Source organism: Abyssisolibacter fermentans (genome assembly GCF_001559865.1).
GTDB lineage: Bacteria > Bacillota > Clostridia > Tissierellales > MCWD3 > Abyssisolibacter > Abyssisolibacter fermentans.
The window spans coordinates 17,220-36,784 of sequence record NZ_LOHE01000092.1 but is presented as its reverse complement, the minus strand read 5'-3'; the positions used below and the strand labels follow the sequence as shown (position 1 = coordinate 36,784).

General features: G+C 29.5%; 21 protein-coding genes and 1 riboswitch. Of the genes, 20 read left to right on the top strand and 1 reads right to left on the bottom strand.

The features are described from left to right. The first annotated feature begins 59 nt into the window (after positions 1-59). The 16 genes from AYC61_RS18490 (at position 60) to AYC61_RS18415 (ending at position 15,705) form a co-directional block, all read left to right on the top strand. Positions 60-3,854, top strand: coding sequence for an S-layer homology domain-containing protein (locus AYC61_RS18490; RefSeq protein ID WP_066506564.1), 3,795 nt, complete (start codon positions 60-62; stop codon positions 3,852-3,854). Between the two features lie 204 nt (positions 3,855-4,058). Then, positions 4,059-4,622 carry a phage tail protein gene (locus AYC61_RS18485; RefSeq protein ID WP_066506562.1) on the top strand — a complete coding sequence of 188 codons (564 nt, stop codon included), beginning with the start codon at positions 4,059-4,061 and terminating at the stop codon, positions 4,620-4,622. Positions 4,623-4,650: 28 nt separating this feature from the next. Continuing rightward, complete coding sequence (locus tag AYC61_RS18480; protein ID WP_066506560.1) at positions 4,651-5,232, top strand: phage tail protein; 582 nt, start codon at positions 4,651-4,653, stop codon at positions 5,230-5,232. 27 nt (positions 5,233-5,259) lie between these two features. Beyond that, complete coding sequence (locus AYC61_RS18475; RefSeq protein ID WP_066506558.1) at positions 5,260-5,838, top strand: phage tail protein; 579 nt, start codon at positions 5,260-5,262, stop codon at positions 5,836-5,838. A 204-nt stretch (positions 5,839-6,042) separates the two neighbouring features. Continuing rightward, positions 6,043-6,351: a DUF6916 family protein gene (locus AYC61_RS18470; RefSeq protein ID WP_066506556.1), complete on the top strand. Its 309-nt coding sequence runs from the start codon at positions 6,043-6,045 to the stop codon at positions 6,349-6,351. Between the two features lie 21 nt (positions 6,352-6,372). Continuing rightward, positions 6,373-6,861 carry a GNAT family N-acetyltransferase gene (locus tag AYC61_RS18465; protein WP_066506555.1) on the top strand — a complete coding sequence of 163 codons (489 nt, stop codon included), beginning with the start codon at positions 6,373-6,375 and terminating at the stop codon, positions 6,859-6,861. A 691-nt stretch (positions 6,862-7,552) separates the two neighbouring features. After that, positions 7,553-8,635, top strand: a complete 1,083-nt coding sequence (locus AYC61_RS18460) for a ComEC/Rec2 family competence protein (RefSeq protein ID WP_066506546.1) — start codon at positions 7,553-7,555, stop codon at positions 8,633-8,635. A gap of 8 nt (positions 8,636-8,643) precedes the next feature. Further along, entirely contained in the window at positions 8,644-8,853 is a 210-nt protein-coding gene (locus AYC61_RS18455; protein WP_066506543.1) for a DUF3006 domain-containing protein, read from the top strand. 206 nt (positions 8,854-9,059) lie between these two features. After that, positions 9,060-9,653 carry a 30S ribosomal protein S4 gene (gene rpsD / locus AYC61_RS18450; protein ID WP_066506539.1) on the top strand — a complete coding sequence of 198 codons (594 nt, stop codon included), beginning with the start codon at positions 9,060-9,062 and terminating at the stop codon, positions 9,651-9,653. Positions 9,654-10,462: 809 nt separating this feature from the next. Continuing rightward, on the top strand, positions 10,463-11,632 hold the full coding sequence (locus AYC61_RS18445; protein ID WP_066506537.1) for a CD0519/CD1768 family membrane protein: 1,170 nt from the start codon (positions 10,463-10,465) through the stop codon (positions 11,630-11,632). Between the two features lie 187 nt (positions 11,633-11,819). Next, entirely contained in the window at positions 11,820-12,356 is a 537-nt protein-coding gene (locus tag AYC61_RS18440) for a hypothetical protein (RefSeq protein WP_066506535.1), read from the top strand. Between the two features lie 171 nt (positions 12,357-12,527). Then, the gene (locus tag AYC61_RS18435; RefSeq protein WP_066506528.1) at positions 12,528-13,280 is read left to right on the top strand and encodes an Mrp/NBP35 family ATP-binding protein; all 753 of its coding nucleotides are present in this window, start codon (positions 12,528-12,530) and stop codon (positions 13,278-13,280) included. 1 nt (position 13,281) lies between these two features. After that, a complete protein-coding gene (locus AYC61_RS18430) occupies positions 13,282-13,614 on the top strand; it encodes a NifB/NifX family molybdenum-iron cluster-binding protein (protein ID WP_066506527.1) in 333 nt (110 codons plus the stop codon). A gap of 15 nt (positions 13,615-13,629) precedes the next feature. Next, entirely contained in the window at positions 13,630-14,478 is an 849-nt protein-coding gene (locus AYC61_RS18425; protein ID WP_066506526.1) for a nucleotide-binding protein, read from the top strand. Then, on the top strand, positions 14,475-15,329 hold the full coding sequence (locus tag AYC61_RS18420; protein ID WP_066506525.1) for an ATP-binding protein: 855 nt from the start codon (positions 14,475-14,477) through the stop codon (positions 15,327-15,329). Before AYC61_RS18425 ends, AYC61_RS18420 begins: the two co-directional genes overlap by 4 nt. Before the next feature lie 13 nt (positions 15,330-15,342). Then, positions 15,343-15,705: a NifB/NifX family molybdenum-iron cluster-binding protein gene (locus AYC61_RS18415; protein ID WP_066506520.1), complete on the top strand. Its 363-nt coding sequence runs from the start codon at positions 15,343-15,345 to the stop codon at positions 15,703-15,705. A 134-nt stretch (positions 15,706-15,839) separates the two neighbouring features. On the opposite strand, the gene AYC61_RS21460 is transcribed toward AYC61_RS18415, so the two are convergent. Then, positions 15,840-16,013, bottom strand: a complete 174-nt coding sequence (locus AYC61_RS21460) for a hypothetical protein (RefSeq protein ID WP_156456525.1) — start codon at positions 16,011-16,013, stop codon at positions 15,840-15,842. 447 nt (positions 16,014-16,460) lie between these two features. Between AYC61_RS21460 and AYC61_RS21750 the strand changes: the two genes are divergently transcribed. From AYC61_RS21750 to AYC61_RS18400, 4 genes are all read left to right on the top strand, one after another. Next, positions 16,461-16,634 carry a hypothetical protein gene (locus AYC61_RS21750; protein ID WP_202906876.1) on the top strand — a complete coding sequence of 58 codons (174 nt, stop codon included), beginning with the start codon at positions 16,461-16,463 and terminating at the stop codon, positions 16,632-16,634. 124 nt (positions 16,635-16,758) lie between these two features. Beyond that, a complete protein-coding gene (locus tag AYC61_RS18410; RefSeq protein WP_162265486.1) occupies positions 16,759-17,433 on the top strand; it encodes a TIGR01906 family membrane protein in 675 nt (224 codons plus the stop codon). 49 nt (positions 17,434-17,482) lie between these two features. Next, positions 17,483-18,454 carry a restriction endonuclease gene (locus AYC61_RS18405; RefSeq protein WP_066506514.1) on the top strand — a complete coding sequence of 324 codons (972 nt, stop codon included), beginning with the start codon at positions 17,483-17,485 and terminating at the stop codon, positions 18,452-18,454. 169 nt (positions 18,455-18,623) lie between these two features. Continuing rightward, positions 18,624-18,718: riboswitch (THF riboswitch) on the top strand. A gap of 69 nt (positions 18,719-18,787) precedes the next feature. After that, entirely contained in the window at positions 18,788-19,561 is a 774-nt protein-coding gene (locus tag AYC61_RS18400; RefSeq protein WP_066506510.1) for a folate family ECF transporter S component, read from the top strand. The last annotated feature ends 4 nt before the right edge of the window (positions 19,562-19,565 follow it).

The window sequence follows — 19,565 nt, the reverse complement described above, 5'->3', positions numbered from 1 at the left end:
AAGTGGTGGTCGATGACTTAAAAGAGGTTCTATCAATTAATTTAAGGAGTGAGGGAATATTGAAAAAAGCACTATCAATCATATTGGTGATATTTTTGCTGTTTAATATGACGATTGTAGGATTTGGACAGGAGAACATAGGAAAATCAGAGGGATTTACAGACATATCAAATCATTGGGCAGAGGAGACAATATCAAAATGGATAGACAATAATTTAATAGATGGATATTTGGATAAAACCTTTAAGCCTAATGGAAACATAACAAAGATAGAATTCATAACATTACTAAACAGAATCTATGGATATTATAAAACATCAGAAGAAAATTATATTGATGTAAAAGAGAACGACTGGTACTTTGAAGAAGCAGCCATCGCAAGAGAAAATGGATATATGTCTTGGTATACAGAAGATGAACTTTTACCAAATGTTAAATTAACAAGGCAAGAGGTATGTGCCATATTAGCAAATATCCTTCAACTTAAGTCATCAGAAGAATTAGCTGAAATAGAGAAATTTTCGGATAAGGCTACAATTTCACAGTGGAGCAAAGCTTATATGGATGTAGTAGTTGGAAGTGGCTATATGAATGGCTATCCAGATGGTAAATTAAAACCATTGGGTAACATCACAAGGGCAGAGACAGTTGTAATGCTAGATCAAATTGTCGGAGAAATGATAAGTGTAGCTGGAACATATGGACAAAAAGAAGAATCAAGAACAGTAGAAGGGAATCTGACCATTAATACAGAAAATGTAGTGCTTATGAATACAGTCATAGAAGGAGACTTAGTATTAGCAGCAGGAATAGGGGATGGAGATGTAGATTTAGAAAATGTAACAGTACAAGGAAAGACAATCATAAATGGTGGAGGAAAAAATTCGATAACAATAAGTGACAGTCAATTAGGTGAAGTTATTGTATATAAAAAAGGTGGAAAAATAAGAGTAATATCTAAAAATAGTATAATAGAAAAGCTTAATCAGCAAACATCTGGTAAATTGGAAGGTGACTTTGAAGATACAATTATAACGCTATTGGGCGCAGATGAAATCCTTGATATTGAATTTGAAGTAGAGCTTGACGGTATATTTGGAGAAATTATTGTAGAATCAACAATGGCAATAAAAATATCAGGAAAAGAAAAAATTGGTAAAACAACAGTAAAAGAAGGTTCTGAAGGTACTAGTATATACGTAGAAGAAGGTTCGGTAGTAGGTCAAATTGAATTTAACGCAAAAGCTAATATAACAGGACAGGGAGAAATTAGAAAAGTAATATTAAAATCTGATGGAGTTACGATAGAACAAGAAGTAAAAGAAAAACAAGTAGCTAGAGGAGTAGATGGAAGCGGAGTAAAAGAAAAAAGAACACGTTCAAAAGGTAGTAGCAGTGGAAATAACTCAAAAAGCAGTGAAAAAGTAATAACAGCAACAACAATAGGAAGCTTAGATAATGGAAACATAATAGATGTACCACATGGGACAAAAGTAAGTGAATTAAAATCAGCATTAACAGTATCAGCAGATGCAAGTGTAGAAATATTAGATGGAGCAGGAGGAAATGTAGTAGCAGATCAAGCAAATACAGATGTAACAGAGACGATGGCAATAGAAGTAACAGCAGAAAATGGAAGCAAAGCAGAATATACAATAACAATGAAAGTACTAAGTACAGAAAAAGCAATAACAGCTACAAATATAGGAAGCTTAGATAATGGTAACATAATAAATGTACCACATGAAACAAAAGTAAGTGAATTAAAATCAGCATTAACAGTATCAGCAGATGCAAGTGTAGAAATATTAGATGGAGCAGGAGGAAATGCAGTAGCAGATCAAGCAACAACTAATGTAACAGCGACAATGAGAATACAAGTAACAGCAGAAGATAAAAGCACAGCAGAATATACAATAACCATGAAAGTACTAAGTAAAGAAAAAGCAATAATAGCTACAAATATAGGAAGCTTAGATAATGGAAACATAATAAATGTACCACATGAAACAAAAGTAAGTGAATTAAAATCAGCATTAACAGTATCAGCAGATGCAAGTGTAGAAATATTAGATGGAGCAGGAGGAAATGCAGTAGCAGATCAAGCAACAACTAATGTAACAGCGACAATGAGAATACAAGTAACAGCAGAAGATACAAGCAAAGCAGAATATACAATAACAATGAAAGTACTAAGTACAGAAAAAGCAATAATAGCTACAAATATAGGAAGCTTAGATAATGGAAATATAATAAATGTACCACATGAAACAAAGGTAAGTGAATTGAAATCAGCGTTAACAATATCAGCGTATGCAAGTGTAGAAATATTAGATGGAGCAGGAGGAAGTGCAGTAACAGATCAAGTAAATACTGATGTAACAGCAGCAATGGTAATAGAAATAACAGCAGAGGATAAAAGCGCAGCAGAATATACAATAACCATGAAAGTACTAAGTACAGAAAAAGCAATAATAGCTACAAATATAGGAAGCTTAGATAATGGAAACATAATAAATGTACCACATGAAACAAAGGTAAGTGAATTGAAATCAGCATTAACAATATCAGCGTATGCAAGTGTAGAAATATTAGACGGGGCAGGAGGAAATGTAGTAACAGACCAAGCTGACACAGATGTAACAGCGACGATGGTAATAGAAGTAACAGCAGAGGATAAAAGCAAAGCAGAATATACAATAACAATGAAAGTATTAAGTACAGAAAAAGCAATAACAGCTACCAATATAGGAAACTTAGATAATGGAAACATAATAAATGTACCACATGAAACAAAGGTAAGTGAATTGAAATCAGCGTTAACAGTATCTGCTTATGCAAGTGTAGAAATATTAGATGGAGCAGGAGGAAGTTCAGTATCAAACCAAGCAACAACAGAAGTAACAGCAGCAATGGTAATAGAAGTAACAGCAGAGGATAAAAGCAAAGCAGAATACACAATAACCATGAAGGTACTAAGTGCAGAAAAATCAATACTATCTACAACAATTGGTTATCTAGATAGTGGAAACGTAATTGCTGTACCATATGATGAAACAGTATCAGATTTCAAATCAGGATTAACAATATCAGCAGATGCAAGTGTAGAAATATTAGATAGCACAGGAGGAAATGCGGTAGTAGATCAAGCAACAACAGTTGTAACAGAGATAATGGTAATAGAAGTAACAGCAGAAAATAAAAGTATATCAGAATATACAATAACAATGGCTAGAGTTCCAGATGATTACGTGATGAGATGGAAGCTGAATGGCAATTATGATGAAGAAACAGGAAATTATGACTTGACATCTTCAGGAACACATAGTTTCGATGGAGATTCTAAAGAAGGTACTAATAGTTATTATTTAGATGGCAGTAGTGAATTGTATACATCTACAAATTACTCGCCAACAGTTAATGAGCTTTCAATTAGTCTATGGATGAAAATTGAAGCGGGTATGGAACAATTTGATCCTTTAATAGATTATGCGGATGGTTATGTAAGTGTTTTTTATGAGGGAGAAGGAAAGATACGAGGTTCAGTACATGCCACATATTTAATTGAAGTATCAGAAATAGAAAATAACGTATGGTATCATGTTGTTTATGTATGGGATGGAACTTATCTTAAAATGTATATTGATAATGTATTAAGAGAATCAGACAAAAAAGTTGACGTTAATGGTAACCCAATTAGTATTGAAAACTTTAACGATAATTGGTATCTAGGTGGTTGGTCTGGTGTTGATGATTATTTCTGGAAAGGATATATTGATGATGTAATAATATTTAGTCGAGCATTAACAGAAAAGGATATCTGTAATATTTATAATTCATATACAGAAGAGTAAAGAGTGAAATATAACTTATTTAGATAATTATTACACCTAAAGTTTTCATCTGATTTATTTGGGCATTACCACAAAATTTCAGGAAGTAAGTATCTTCAAGATGATTTAAAAAGGGTTTCCACTTTCTTATAAATAAAAAAGGGAATAAGTTTATACTTGAAAGAGGAAATCCTTTTTTAAAAATAAAAACAAGGGGGAATTTTTATGTCAGAACCGTTTATCGGAGAAATAAAGGCAGTAGGTTTTGATTTTGCTCCAGTAAATTGGGCAAAATGCGAAGGTCAAGAAATTTATATTAGTCAAAATCCAGCTCTTTATGCATTAATTAGGGCATACTATGGAGGAGATGATCGAGTAAGGTTCAATTTACCAGATTTAAGAGGAAGGTGTCCTGTTGGAGGGTATAGATTAGGAGAACGTGAAGGTTATGAATATACAATATTAAATCATCAATATTTACCATCTCACAACCATACGTTCGATAGTTCAAGAGTTAAACTAAAAGCATATTCTGGGGCAGCTAATTTATGTGATTCAACAGACGCCGTATTTGCGCATTCGCAAACCAAACAAGATACGCCACAAGGAGTATATTCCTATACTAAAAATACAACAAGTACTGTTATGATGTCAGAAAATGGTGGAACTGTAGAAGGTACAACAAGCAACACTGGCGAGAATCAAGTACAACCATTTGATAATATGATGCCTTACTTGGTAATAAGCTATATTATTGCACTAAATGGAGTTTTTCCACAAAGATATTGATACAACTTAAAAAATAGGGGGGAATTTTATGTCAGAACCATTTATAGGAGAAATAAGGTCAGTAGGTTTTAATTTTGCTCCACTAGGATGGGCAAAATGTGAGGGACAGTTTTTGAGCATAAATCAAAATCAGAATCTTTATGCATTATTAAGGACTATGTATGGAGGAGATGGTCAAGTAAACTTTCAATTACCAGATTTAAGAGGAAGGTGTCTTATTGGAGCTGGAGAAGGTTGGGGGTTAACATCCAGAGTGCAAGGGAAAAAATCAGGGCATGAACAAAATATATTATATAATGAAAATTTACCAGTTCATAATCATACGTTTGATGGTGCAAGAGTTAAACTTAATGCTAATTTGGATGCAGCTGATTTATGTGATCCAACAGATGCGATATTTGCTAAAGCTAATACAGAGGGAGTGCATTCTGTTGATGTAAAATTTTATACAAAAGATACAACAAGTATTGTTAAGATGTCAGAAGATGGTGGTACGGTAGAAGGTACAATTAGCAATACTGGTGGGAGTCATGCATTTGATAATATGATGCCTTACTTAGCTATAAGCTATATTATTTCACTGGATGGGATTTATCCATCAAGAACTTGATATAAATAAAAAATAAGGGGGAATTTTATGTCAGAACCATTTATCGGAGAAATAAAGGGAGTAGGTTTTGATTTTGCTCCTGTAAATTGGGCAAAATGTGAGGGGCAACTTTTAGATATTTACCAAAATGACGCTCTTTTTTCATTGTTAGGGAAGGTGTATGGAGGAGATGGTGTAAATACTTTTGGATTACCAGATTTAAGAAAAAGGTGCCTTGTTGGATCAGGAAATGGGAAAGGGTTAATACCTAGAGCTCACGGGGAAAAAGCAGGTAGTGAATATATTACATTGAATGCACAAAATTTACCAGCTCATAAACATACATTTGATAGTAAAAAAGTTAGTCTTAATGCATCTACAGGAAAGGCAAATTTAACAGACCCAACGGATGCAATATTTGCTTATTCTCAAACTAAAAGTAGACCTGCTATTGAGGTTCGTTCCTATAGTAAAAATACAAATAGAGTGGATATGTCAAATGATGGAGGGGTTTTAGTAGGAACAACAGGCAACACTGGTGGAAATCGTCCATTCAGTAATATGATTCCTTATTTGACTATTAACTATATTATTGCACTAGATGGGATTTATCCACAAAGATCTTAATAAGGCACATTCAAAAAATAACCTAGTTATTTTACTCGTTCTTTTGAATATTTTCGTTGTTACTCAATCACTTATATACAGTGAGTATACGCGTAATTAAGTGCCTAGAAAATAATCAAAATCACGTTTCAATTTGACTTGTTTATTTTTCCATATGCCTAATATTTAGAATGATTACAATAATTTAGAGAAGGAGCTGGATAAATGTTAAAGAATATGACAAAAGCGGTTTTTGATGAAAATATAAATACAAAATTTTGCGTCAACACAGAGAATGGAGAGAGTGTAGAACTAGAGTTGGTAAAAGTAGTAGAGAAAAAGACAGCTGTAGTCGAAACAATATCTTTGATATTTAAAGGTACTGATGAAAATATATTAAATGACAATACCTATACTTTTGAACATGATGAAATGGGATTGTTTAAGCTTTTTATTAGTCCATATATGCACAAAGAAGATAGTATCTATTATGATGTTATAATTTCTAAGCTTATAGATAATGAAACTGTTTAATAATAGAAGAGGAAGAATAAGATGAATAATCTAGCTAAAATAAGCTTTCGTCCAATAGTAGATGAGGATATTGGGATTTTATACGAAATATATAGATCAACTCGAGTTGATGAGATAGGTATAGCCTCATGGGACTATAAAGAACGTGAGGAGTTCTTACAGAAACAGTTTAATATGCAACATATTCAGTATATGGCTAATTATAAGAGTGGAGTATTTAATATAATTTTGTACAACAAGGAACCAATAGGAAGATTATATGTTAATAGACGAAAGGATGATATGAGAATTATTGATATAGCATTCCTAAAAGAGTTTCGTAATAAGGGTATAGGTACTCAAATTTTGAATAATCTGATTAGAGAATCTGAAGAAATGAAAGTACCATTGAGTCTTCATGTGGAGTATTATAACTTTGCACGTGGTTGGTACGAAAGGTGTGGCTTTAAACAGGAAGGTGAAACAGGGGTATATATATTTATGAGAAGGAAACCAAAAAGTATAGAATAAATTTATATAAGTAAAAATTAAGATAGAGATTACATGAATTAAATAATAGGGGAAATAGAACTCGTTTTTTATAATGAAAACATAAGCTTCTTTCTGGTGATGAGTAACAAATAAAACTAGAAAGGAGTTTTTTTTATGCTATTAGGCATATATCAAAATGAGCCGTATTTGTGTTGTAATTATATAGCTGAAAATTCAACTCTGATTATTCATATAACGCTGAAGTTTCTGAATCAGAAGAATGAGGTTCATTTATAAAATATATTTAATTTTCTATGAATAATCTGGGTTTAAAATGCAAAAGGAGAAAAAAATGAGAATTAATAATAAAAAATAAACATCAGATTTAGTTAATGTTGCAATAGACGGCATAAAGGTTGCAAAATCAAATGAAATTATAGCAGGTCAAGATGATGTAGTTTCAAAAGCTAATATTACATATATTGAAACTGAAAAAGCTTTTTATATAGCGATTATTATATCAGAAGTTGAAGAAGAAAAAAATGTTAAAAAATTAAAAGAAATAATAAAGACTTTTAAGGAGCTAAAATAAAATTCATATTTACATAAAAAAGAAATTAATGAACAAACAATAAATAGGCATAAAGAATCATGTATATAAATATAAAATATATGCTATAATAGAAGTCGAACTTATGTTCTCGGACATAATCATCATAGGAGGGACAAAATGACAAAATATAAGATTAGCAGAATAATTAGTTTATTAGTAGTTTTGATTTTGGTTTTATGTGGATGCCAAGGTAATGTAAACACTGGTGAAAAAGAGGTAGTAGCTGATGTAACAAGTTTATTAAGTGGTGGCTTAGAGGTTCATTTTATAGATGTTGGACAGGCTGATAGTATATTAATAAAAATGCCCAATTCGAAAGTATCTTTGATAGATGGAGGAAATAGGGATGACGGTGATATGCTTATTAATTATCTAAAGAACAATAATATAAAAAATATAGATTATTTAATAGCTACACATCCACATGAAGATCACATAGGAGGCTTACCAAAGATTATACATAACTTCAATGTTTCAAAGATTTATATACCTAATAAGCCAGCAACAACAAAGATATTCATGAGTATGATGAATGAAATTAAGGAAAAAAATATAGAAACAATTACAGCTAAAGGTGGTAATATCATATATGAAGATGACGGTTTAAGCTATAATATAATTGCACCTAACTCAAACAAATATGATGAAACAAATGAATATTCAGTAGTTACAAAACTTGAATATAAAAATGTTTCTTTTATTTTTACAGGTGATGCAGAAAAAGATTCAGAGGATGAAATGGTTAGTAAAAACTACGATCTTAAAGCTGATGTATTGAAAGTTGGTCATCACGGAGGAAGAACATCAAGTAATAGTAATTTTTTAAGAGCAGTAAGACCACAGATAGCAGTTATATCATGTGGTAAAGGCAATGACTATGGTCATCCTCATAAAGAAGCATTAGATAGGATAAAGAATAGTGGGGCTGAAATTTACAGAACTGATTTATTAGGGAATATTACTGTTTTTACAGATGGAGATAAATTGTATGTAAATAATAAATTACAAGAAGGTAAAGATAATAATACTCAGAATAATAATGATATACAAGTTCAAAAAGTTATAGGAAATAAAAATTCAAAGATTTATCATAAACAAAATGCTAAGCATTTACCAAAGGAAGACAATCAAATGAAATTTAATTCAGAAAAAGAAGCCAAGCAAAATGGATACAAAGCTTGTAGTAAATGCTATAAATAGGAGGAAAAATGAAGGGTATAGTCGATAGATTCGAAGAGAATTATGCTGTAGTAGAGACTGAAGATTATAAATACATAAATATAGATAAAAAAAAGTTGCCATCAAACTGCAATGAAGGTGACGTATTGATAATGTCTTCTAATAGAATAATAATTGATAAAGAAGAAACTCGTAAAAGGAAAGAAGCCATAGAAGAAATTATGAATAATTTGGGTTAAGTAAAGTAATTGTTATTAGAAAAGTTAAATTTGTAAATAATACTTTATAAATAAGGATATTTCTTAACTAGAGTTTCTTTGAAAAACATTGGAAATTAACTAAAATACTCAAAGTTTTATCATTTACAAAATATTGTTGTTATGATATAATCTCTTTTAGGCATAGAAAATACCGCGGCAAGTATTTGAATACGGAGGTAGTTAATATGGCAAGAATGAAAGGACCTCGTTTTAAGCAATGTAGAAGACTTGGCTTAAACGTGTGTGGTCATCCAAAGGCAATGAAACGTGCTGGTAAAGGAACTAGCAGGGGAGATAGAAAATTATCGAGCTATGGTTTACAGCTTTTGGAAAAACAAAGACTAAGAGGATATTACGAAGTGCTTGAAAAGCAATTTAGAAGATATGTTGAAAAAGCAGCTAAAGCTGAAGGTATCACTGGTGAAGTTTTAATTCAAAGCTTAGAGTGTAGATTAGATAGTCTTGTTTATAGAGCAGGATTTGGAAATTCTATACGTCAAGCTCGTCAGATGGTAACTCATGGACATATGCTTGTAAATGGTAGCAAAGTTGATATTCCTTCTTATGCTGTTAAACCAGGAGATGTTATTAGCTTAAGAGAAAAATCTAGAAAGAACCAAATGTTTGCAGATAACTTTGCAGAAGGTGGATTCGCTTTAGATTATGTCGAAAAAGATGTTGATGGATATAGTGCTAAGCTAGTAAGAATTCCTGAAAGAGAAAGTATACCAGTAGAAATAGAAGATCAGCTTATTGTTGAATTCTACTCTCGTAAATAATGCCTATAAAATATCCTGTTTTTTTATAGAAACAGGGTATTTTTTTTTATATTTAAGCAGCGAACCCAAATCTATGATTTGGTGTGAGTCGCTTACTCCTAGGAACAAGTGAGTAGGAGTTACAGCTTGAAAGATTAATAAAAAGAGAAATAAAAAAGTAAAAACTAAAAAGTAGTCAATATTAAAATTGTATAAGGCAAAGATTAAGAAAGCAGAGAACTCAAATCTATGATTTTATGTGAGTCGCTTACTCATAAGTAGAGAACCCAAATCTCGATTTGGTGTAAATCACTTACTCCTTGGAACGAAGTGAGTAGGAGTTTATTAAATATTAAATAGCCTAGAAATAATAGAACAAGTAATTAGAGTGATAGAAGTTAATAAAAAGTAACATTTATTATAGTATAATAAAGCTTTTATTAACTGTAACCCACTAAAATACACAAATCTTAAACATTTCAAATTTTTTTAAAATATGAAAAATAATTAAAATTCTTAATATTGCATTAACTAGGTGTAATACCTTATAATTATAGATGGTAAATGAGATTATTTGAGTTTCATTATTCTACTAAAAATGTTAAAATTACAAAATGGTAAATTCCTAATATTAGTTTTAAACCCTGATTATCGATATTATACAAATCATGAGTAGAAAACTAAAATCTATTCTATGAAAAATTTGGGTTGAAGTATTGAAAGCCTTTATTGTTATTTTAACCTATAAATTTGTTTATCAGTACAATTTATAAACAAATTTGATTTTATAAGTATTTATAGCACATAAGACGTAGCATAGGAGGGTTTTTATGAATGGGACAGTATTAAAAAGTAAAAAAATCAAGTCTTATATTGATACAACGCTTTTTTTAGGAATTATGGTATTTTTCTTTGGCTATGTTGGTAGTATAATGGGTATTAGTAAAATGTTTTCAACTATTATGGCTACAGCATATAGTTTATTAGTAGAAACTGTTTTATATATTATGGCTATAGCTGTTTTAGCAGGAGCGTTTGGCAAATTAGCAACTGAATTTGGATTGGTAAGGATTTTAAATAAAATTTTCTCTCGTATAATGAGACCTATATTTAATTTACCTGGAGTTGCTTTTATGGGTATAATAACAACTTATTTATCAGATAATCCAGCTATCATATCCTTAGCAAAAGATGAGGAATATTTAAGTTATTTTAAAGATAATGAAGTACCTTGTTTATGTAATATTGGTACTGCATTTGGAATGGGACTTATAGTAACTACTTTCATGATAGGAAAAGGTTTTTTTAAAGAGGCTATGATAGGAAATATAGGAGCCTTTATAGGTAGTATAGTTAGCGTTAGACTTATGTCCAGAAAAACAAATAGAGCATTTAAAAGTGGATATAAGAGTGAAATACCTAGAAATACAATAGAAGGTATAGATACTACTTTAAAAGCTAGTGATGGTACTTTTTTTGAAAGATTTCTTACATCTTTTTTAGAGGGTGGGAAGTTAGGAGTAGATATTGGATTGAGTATAATACCTGGTGTTTTAGTTATATGTACAGCTATAATGATGTTTACATTTGGTCCAGCTGATCCTACTATAGGTTACCAAGGAGAAGCTTTCGAAGGTGTAAGATTATTACCTAGGTTAGGTGAATATATATCACCAATATTAAAACCCTTATTTGGTTTTACAAGTCCAGAAGCAATAGCGTTTCCTATAACTGCTCTAGGGGCAGTAGGAGCATCATTAAGTTTAATTCCAACATTTTTAAAAAATAATTTAATTGCTGGCAATGATATTGCAGTTTTTACAGCTATGGGAATGTGTTGGAGTGGATTTTTGAGCACACATGTTGCTATGTTAGATTCATTAGGATATAGAGGTTTAATTTCAAAAGCTATAACTAGTCATCTTGTAGGTGGTTTGGCAGCGGGTATATCAGCACATTTTCTTATGGTAATTCTAAATAAGATATTATTGATAATATGATAGTTAGTACTGCTAAAGTTTCTATTATTTTCATGAAAAGATAAGCACTTTTTTGTATAGTTTTTATAAAATATTATCTTCCTTATTATGAGGAAGATTTTTTAATTCAGAATCAGGTATTGTAAAACTTTAACCGCATGGTAAAATATAAATGTACCATATATTATATAACAAGGAGAGATGAAACTTGAAAAGAGAAAAATGGAAATATCTTTCTTTTTTCTTATTAGGGCTTAGTTTAGGTGTTATTATAGTTAGTACATGTTATCATTTCAATCAGAAAAAAGAAGTGGTAAGTGGATATTCAGAAGAGGATGTATTGCAAAAAGCAAATGAACTTCTAGTAAAAAAACTTAGAGAAGCTACAAAAAATAATGAAGTTCGGGAAAATAGCACATCGGATTCTCAAAATGAAAGTACTAATATAGATGATAAAAGTCAAGAAAATAGAATTGAGAAGAATGAAAATGCCAAAAATGGTAATAATGAACAACAAAACGATAGTAATGATAAAAAAGAGTATATAACTTTTGTTGTTAAAAAGGGTGAATCTAGTGACAGTATAATAGCTAGACTTTATGAAATAGGGATAATTAAGGATATCAAAGAATTTAATCAAATTATACATAAAAGAAATCTTGAAAAAAGATTAATGTTTGGAGAATTCAAGATTTCTAAAGACGAAGATATAGATACATTATTAAAGAAACTAACTTCAGACTAGAGAATAATTTTATGATTTTAATAAATATTATACTAATATATAGATTTTACATAAAAAGTTATATAGAATCTTACTATTTTAGTTAAAAAATCACTTAAAGCTTGGCAAAAGAATAAAAAAGTCGTATAATAAAAATAGCATATGCCATAAATGGCATGAAGGAGGATAATTATGATAAAGAATATAATTGCAGTAATGAGTGGAAAAGGTGGTGTTGGTAAATCATTTGTAAGTAGTTTATTGGCAGTTAACCTTAGAAGAGAAGGCAAAAAGGTTGGTATCATGGATGCAGATATAACTGGTCCAAGTATACCAAAAATATTTGGTCTCGATAACGAAAGAGCAACAGTAATAGATGGAAAAATTCAACCTGTTGAGACTAAAACAGGAATAAAAGTTATGTCATTAAATTTACTACTTGAAGAAAAAAATAAGCCAGTAATTTGGAGAGGACCTTTGATATCAAATGCAGTAAGTCAATTTTATAATGATACTGAATGGGGAGAATTAGATTATTTAGTTATTGATTTACCACCAGGAACAGCTGATGTTACATTAACTGTTATGCAAAGTATTCCATTAAATTCAATGATTATAGTAACGTCGCCACAGGATTTAGTAAATTTAATTGTTGAAAAATCAATACATATGGGTAAGAAAATGAATATATCAATCTTAGGAATGGTTGAGAATATGAGTTACACAGTATGCCCAGATTGTGGTAAGAAAATTTTCTTATATGGTAAAAGCAAAGCAGAAAGGATTTCAAGAGAACTGAACATTAAATTATTATCGCAATTACCTATAAATTCAGAATTTACTAGTTTATGCGACACTGGATGTATAGAAGATTTTTCACCAGAGTTTAAAGAGTTTGGCGATTTAGGTAAAAAGGTTTTAGAAAATATAAAGGAGAGCGAATAGTATGAGAGTATGTTTTACAAGTGAAGGTAATGGGGTAGATGCTACAATGGATGAGCATTTCGGTAGATGTCCATATTTTGTAGTTGTTGATACAGAGACAGACGAAGTAGAATCTCATGTAAATGAAGGACCAAAATCAGAACATGGTGCTGGAATTGCTGCAGCACAACAAGTTGGGGATTTAAAAGTTGATGCTTTGGTAACAGGGAGATTAGGTCCTAATGCAAAGAAAATCATACAAGAGACAGATCTAAAAGTATACAAAAAGGGTGCAGATTCTGTTAAAGACAATATTGAAATGCTTAAAAAAGGACAATTAAGTTCTTTATCATAGGGAGTAGATGATAGAATGAATATTGCTGTGTTAAGTGGTAAAGGTGGAACTGGTAAGACTACAATTTCTACAAATTTATCTTACAAGTTAAGTAAACTAGGACATAATGTACAATATTTTGATTTTGATGTAGAAGAACCGAATGGTTTTATTTTCTTCAAGCCTGAAATCAGTAGTGTTAATGATGTTGAAGTTTTAGTACCAAGAGTAAATGATTTGTTGTGTTCTTACTGTGGAGAATGTGTTGAAAAATGTAATTTTAATGCTTTAGCTATTGCTAATAATAAGATGCTAGTGTTTGAGAAAATTTGTCATAGTTGCGGATTATGCAAATTAGTATGTTCGGCTGGAGCTATAAGTGAAGAAAAAAGAACAATTGGTGTCATAGAAAAAGGTTTGATTGATAATTTACCAGTATATCGTGGTGTGGTAAATGTTGGTGAACCAATGGGAGTACCCGTTATTAAAGCCTTAAAGAAACATATAAAAGAAAGCTCAATAAACATTTTAGATTGTTCTCCGGGTAGTTCATGTAGTGTTATAAAGACTGTTGAAAATGCAGATTATTGCATATTAGTAACTGAACCGACTAAATTTGGATTAAATGATTTAAAGATAACTGTTGATTTATTAGATAAGCTAAAAATACCTTTTGGTATAGTAATTAATAAATCTAATGATGATGATAATATAATTGAGGATTATTGTACTGATAATACCCACACGCTATTAGGTAAGGTGCCATTTTCGAAAGATATAGCTAAAAAATATTCAAAGGGAGAACTACTTGTAGATGTTGATGAAAGTTTTAATGAGCATATGAATGATATTATTTATGAACTTAAAAAGGAGTTAATAATATGAATCAAATCGTTGTTATAAGTGGTAAAGGTGGAAGTGGTAAAACTACATTAACATCCTCATTAGTGTATTTATCAAAGAATATTGGAATTGCTGATTGCGATGTAGAGACTCCTAATCTTGATATAATGCTTAAAGGCAAGAATATACACAAGAAAAAATATATAGGTGGTAAAATTGCTTCAATAGACAAAGAGAAATGTATATCTTGTTATAAATGTAAAGAAAATTGTAGATTTTCTGCTATTGATGATAGCATAATGATAAATGAATTAAGTTGTGAAGGTTGTGGAGTTTGCGAATTTGTGTGTCCGACATCAGCAATAAAGTTAATTGATGATGAAACAGGTACGATTTATCTTGATGAAACTGAAAAAGGCTATTTTTCACATGCTCGCTTAACAATAGGTGCTGATGGAGCTGGTAAAGTAGTATCAGAAGTAAGAAAAGAATTACAAAAAATCACTGATTGTAATGACATATTAATTGATGGATCACCAGGTATTGGATGTGTTGTAATAGCATCTTTAACGGGATGTGAAGCAGCAGTTGTAGTGACAGAACCAACTCAATCTGGTCTTGAAGATTTAAAAAGAGTAATGGAATTAGTAGAGTATTTCAATATTAAAGGATTAGTTGTTATTAATAAATGCGATTTAAATAATGATATGACAACTAAAATAGAAGAATATTGTAAGATGAAAAATTTTATTATATTAGGTAAAGTTCCATTTGATAAATGTGTTAGTAAAGCAGTTAAAGAGGGAAAACCTGTAGTCACATATGAAAATAGTGTTGCGGCTACAGAGATATATAGTATATGGGAAAATTTAAAAAAATATAATAATATATAAGGAGGAAATAAAAATGAAAGTTGCAATACCAGTTGAAGGACAGCAATTATCTGCACATTTTGGATATTGTGAAGGTTTTAATATTTACGTAATTGAAAATAATAAGGTTGCTAGTAAGGAATATTTGAAAAGCCCAGAACATCAACCAGGATTACTTCCTAGACTTTTAGGTCAACATGGAATAAATGTAGTTATAGCTGGTGGAATGGGATCAAAAGCTCAAGAGTTATTTAGACATAATAATATAGAAGTTTTAACTGGAGCCGCAGGAAATGCAGATGAGATAGTTGAAGAATTTATAAAAGGCAACATTGTTTCAAGTGGAGAAGTATGTAATAATCATGATCATCATGATGATTGTGGAGAAGATCATTAAGACAATATTATATAAATAAACTCCTAACTTACTTATTATGGATTGTAATGAAAAGTAAATCCAAAAACACCTTGAGAATATTCAAGGTGTTTTGTTTTTTAGATAAATAACTTTATATTGGGAATAGGGAACTGTTAATAACAGCCGCCACAACCGCCCCATCCTCCACAGAAGAAGCATACTAATATGATAATTACTAATAAGAATAATAACCAATATCCACCAAAACAGCTATCGTGTGACATGTCAGTATCGGGTGTAGGTTCTTCTATCACTTCTGTTAAAGGACTAACATTTTTTTTACGCATAATAAACCTCCTTAAAGAGAAATATACATGTAATAACATGTTATTTATGATATCCAACTTAATTATATTTACAGAGAATTATTGATAAACGCAATGTTACAAATTATGGAAAATCAGATATCAAAGGTAAAGTGAATAAATTTATCTAATATATAATATGATTTATCATACATAATGTTACATAAGTGCGATATATATAGAAAATGCTAGTTATATATTAAATTTTATAACAAAAACAAATGATAAAAAAATTTTAATTTAGTTGATAATAAAAAATAAAGAAGAATTAAAAACATAAATATTGTATATTTTTTGTATGATTTTTTTATACTATTAACTGTAGAAGAATAAAATATTTGATTTTGTTGTTTTGCATTCAACATAATGGGGAATTATATTTTTATAATTTTAATTTCCTATGTATAAAAAAATATAAGGAGTGTAACTATGGATAACAACCCAAATTTTGAAGAAATAAAGAATAGGTTTAAAACTGCAGGGTTAGATGAAAAAATAAAAATTTATACAACTACAAGAGGCTTAAGTGTAGAACAATTCAAAGAATTACTAAGAATGTTTCCTATTCAGCATTTAGACAAACTTGAAAGAGCAATGGCTTAAACCCAGTTTACTGGGTTTTTTCTAATCTTAAAATCAAAAATAATCAACACAATTAAAAATTTGTGGTAAAATGATATTAGTAATCTATTACTACAGAAAAGGTGCTGATATAATGTACAAATTTATGAAAGTTCTTTTAATAATAGCTTTACCAGTTTTTTTATTATTAAATGCTGTTTGGATAGTAGCTTTTAATGATTTAGATTTTTATAAAGCTAAATATCAAGAGTATGATATTGTAAAGGCTACTGGAATTCATGAAAAAGAACTAATGTTAGTAACTGCTCAAATGTTAAACTATTTAGTAGAAAAGCAAGATAATATAGATTTTAAAGTAAATATAGATGGAAACATGAAGACAATGTTTAATCAAAAAGAGCAAATACATTTATCAGATGTAAGACAATTGGTGAAAAAAGGATTAACAATTAGAAAATTACTTTTACTTGTTGCTTTAACTAGCATTATTTATCTAGTAAAGGTTAATAAAAAAGGAATACTTAAAATAATTATATTTTCTGAAGGATGGTTATTTTTACTTTTAATTACTTTAACTATATTCATTACGCTGGATTTTAATAAATGGTTTACTTATTTTCATCTAATATTATTTGATAATGATTTATGGCTTTTAGATGTTAAAACAGATATATTGATAAATATGTATCCATTAGAATTTTTTGAGAGCTTGGCTATAAAAATAGGTTTAATTTTTGCATTAGAACTTGTTTTAGTATTAATGATTGTAGCTATAATAAATTTTTTTCAGGAAAAAAGAGAGCTTAAAAGTATAAAATGATTTATTTTGCTAATAATCCTAATAAAATTTATTAATTAGGATGATGGTAATGATGAATAAAAAATCAATAGTAAAAATGTGTAATGAATTTTCTAGAAAACAGAAGCTAAAAAAATACTATAGAAGCTACAATAATCAAGACAAAACTATGATATCTGATATAGTAGATTATTTTGTTGTTCTATTTACGTTATTTTTGATATCTTTTATATATTTTGCGATAATCACTAAAAGTTTATTAATTAGCATTACTATATCAGTTGTTATTATTTTCATTGTTTTTATTGTGTTATTTTATTTTAAAAGACAACAAAGAATAAAAAAAATTAAAATAATTAACGAAAAAGTAGCTCTTAATGAAATAATAAAAGAACTGACAAATAAATCACCTTACGAATTTTCTAATTTTATGAAAGATGTTTTCGAAAAGAGTGGAATAACAGAATTAACCGTTATGTATGAAAATGAAATAGATATGATAGGAATATATAATAGAAAAAAAATTGGGATAAAAATTTTTCAGCTAAAAGAAGATTATAAGGTATCGCTAAAAGACTTGAAAAGTTTTTTTATATTTTTAAGAAAACATAATATTAACAGTGGTATAGTGTTTACGACATCTTTTTTTCTTAAGGAAGTAGATACTCTAGTTAAAAGAATTGGAGACACTGTTAATGTACAATTAATTAATAAAGATGAAATATTAGATTTATATAGTAAAGCTAATATGTACCCTAATATAAAATATATTCAAAAAACAATATTGGATATAATTGAGGATTCCAAAAAAGAAGTAAAGAAAAAAAGATTAAGTGTTGTGTCTTCTAGCAAAAAGATTTTCACATATTTTTTAACAGGGATTATTATTAGTTGGATGGGAAATATTACCCCTTATAGTCTTTATTATAGAGTAGCATCAATTATACTATATTTATTAGGTATATTATCAATTATAGTAATGTTATCGAGAAAGATTCAAAGATTTAGATTTTTTCATAAGGGTGAATATAATGAACGGTGAACTTAAATATTGGAAGCTAAAATCTGTGATTTTATGTAAATCACTTACTCCTAGGAATGAAAATAAGTAGTGAGTTTCATATTACTAAAATGAGTAGAAGGTTCATTAATAAAATATAAATAATACTATTTACATTACAAGTAAAGTAGTATAAAATATTTATTAGTTTGACAGAGTAGACAAGAAGCGTTAAGTGTTAAGGGATGGGAGGTTGCCCTTAAACGAAAGGATTTATTCCTGCGGTTTCTTGTTGCTGCCGCTGTTTACGAGGAGAGATTTCCTTTCTTACGAATAACAGTAGGGGTCAAATTCTAAGAAAGGGAGGATGGATAAATGGAAGCTGCAAGCTCTCACAAGGCTATGACAACAAAGGTTTTAGTAGTAGCTAGTTTGTTAACAGGATTAAGTATTATATTAACCAGATTTTTTTCTGTTATTGTACCTTTGGCTGGATTACCAGCATTAAGAATTGGTATTGGTAGTATTCCTATTATTATTTCTGGAATTTTATTTGGACCATTTGCTGGAGGATTAACAGGTATAGTTGCAGATTTAGTAGGTTGTATGGTGAATCCTCAAGGCACTTATTTTCCAGGGTTTACACTAAGCGCAGCATTATACGGAATAATTCCAGGATTAATATACACTATGATAATTAAAAAGAAAATTAGGTTCAATTTTCTTTATATTAACATAGGTAGTATGTTATTTTTAGTATTTGGAGTTATTTATATTATGTTTGAAAGGAATGTCTTAAAGCTTTCAGCAGGTCAACTATTTTTATATGATAAAGAACTTTCTCTAATTTATCTAATAATGTTTAGCTTGATTTTATGTGCTTTTATTGCTTTACCAATAATGGTTAATAAAAATAATAAGGCTGTTAATAAAATTTATACTATGGATAAGATATTATTTATAGTTACTATAACGTATATGATTATTTCACTTGGGTTAAATACGCTATGGTTATCTATTATGTTTAATAAAGGATTTTTAATATTTTTACCAGGAAGAATATTATCAGGAATTGTTATAATACCGATATACTCGTCAATCATATTTTCATTAACAAAAATATTTAAACATTTGAAGACAAGCTACTAGTTTT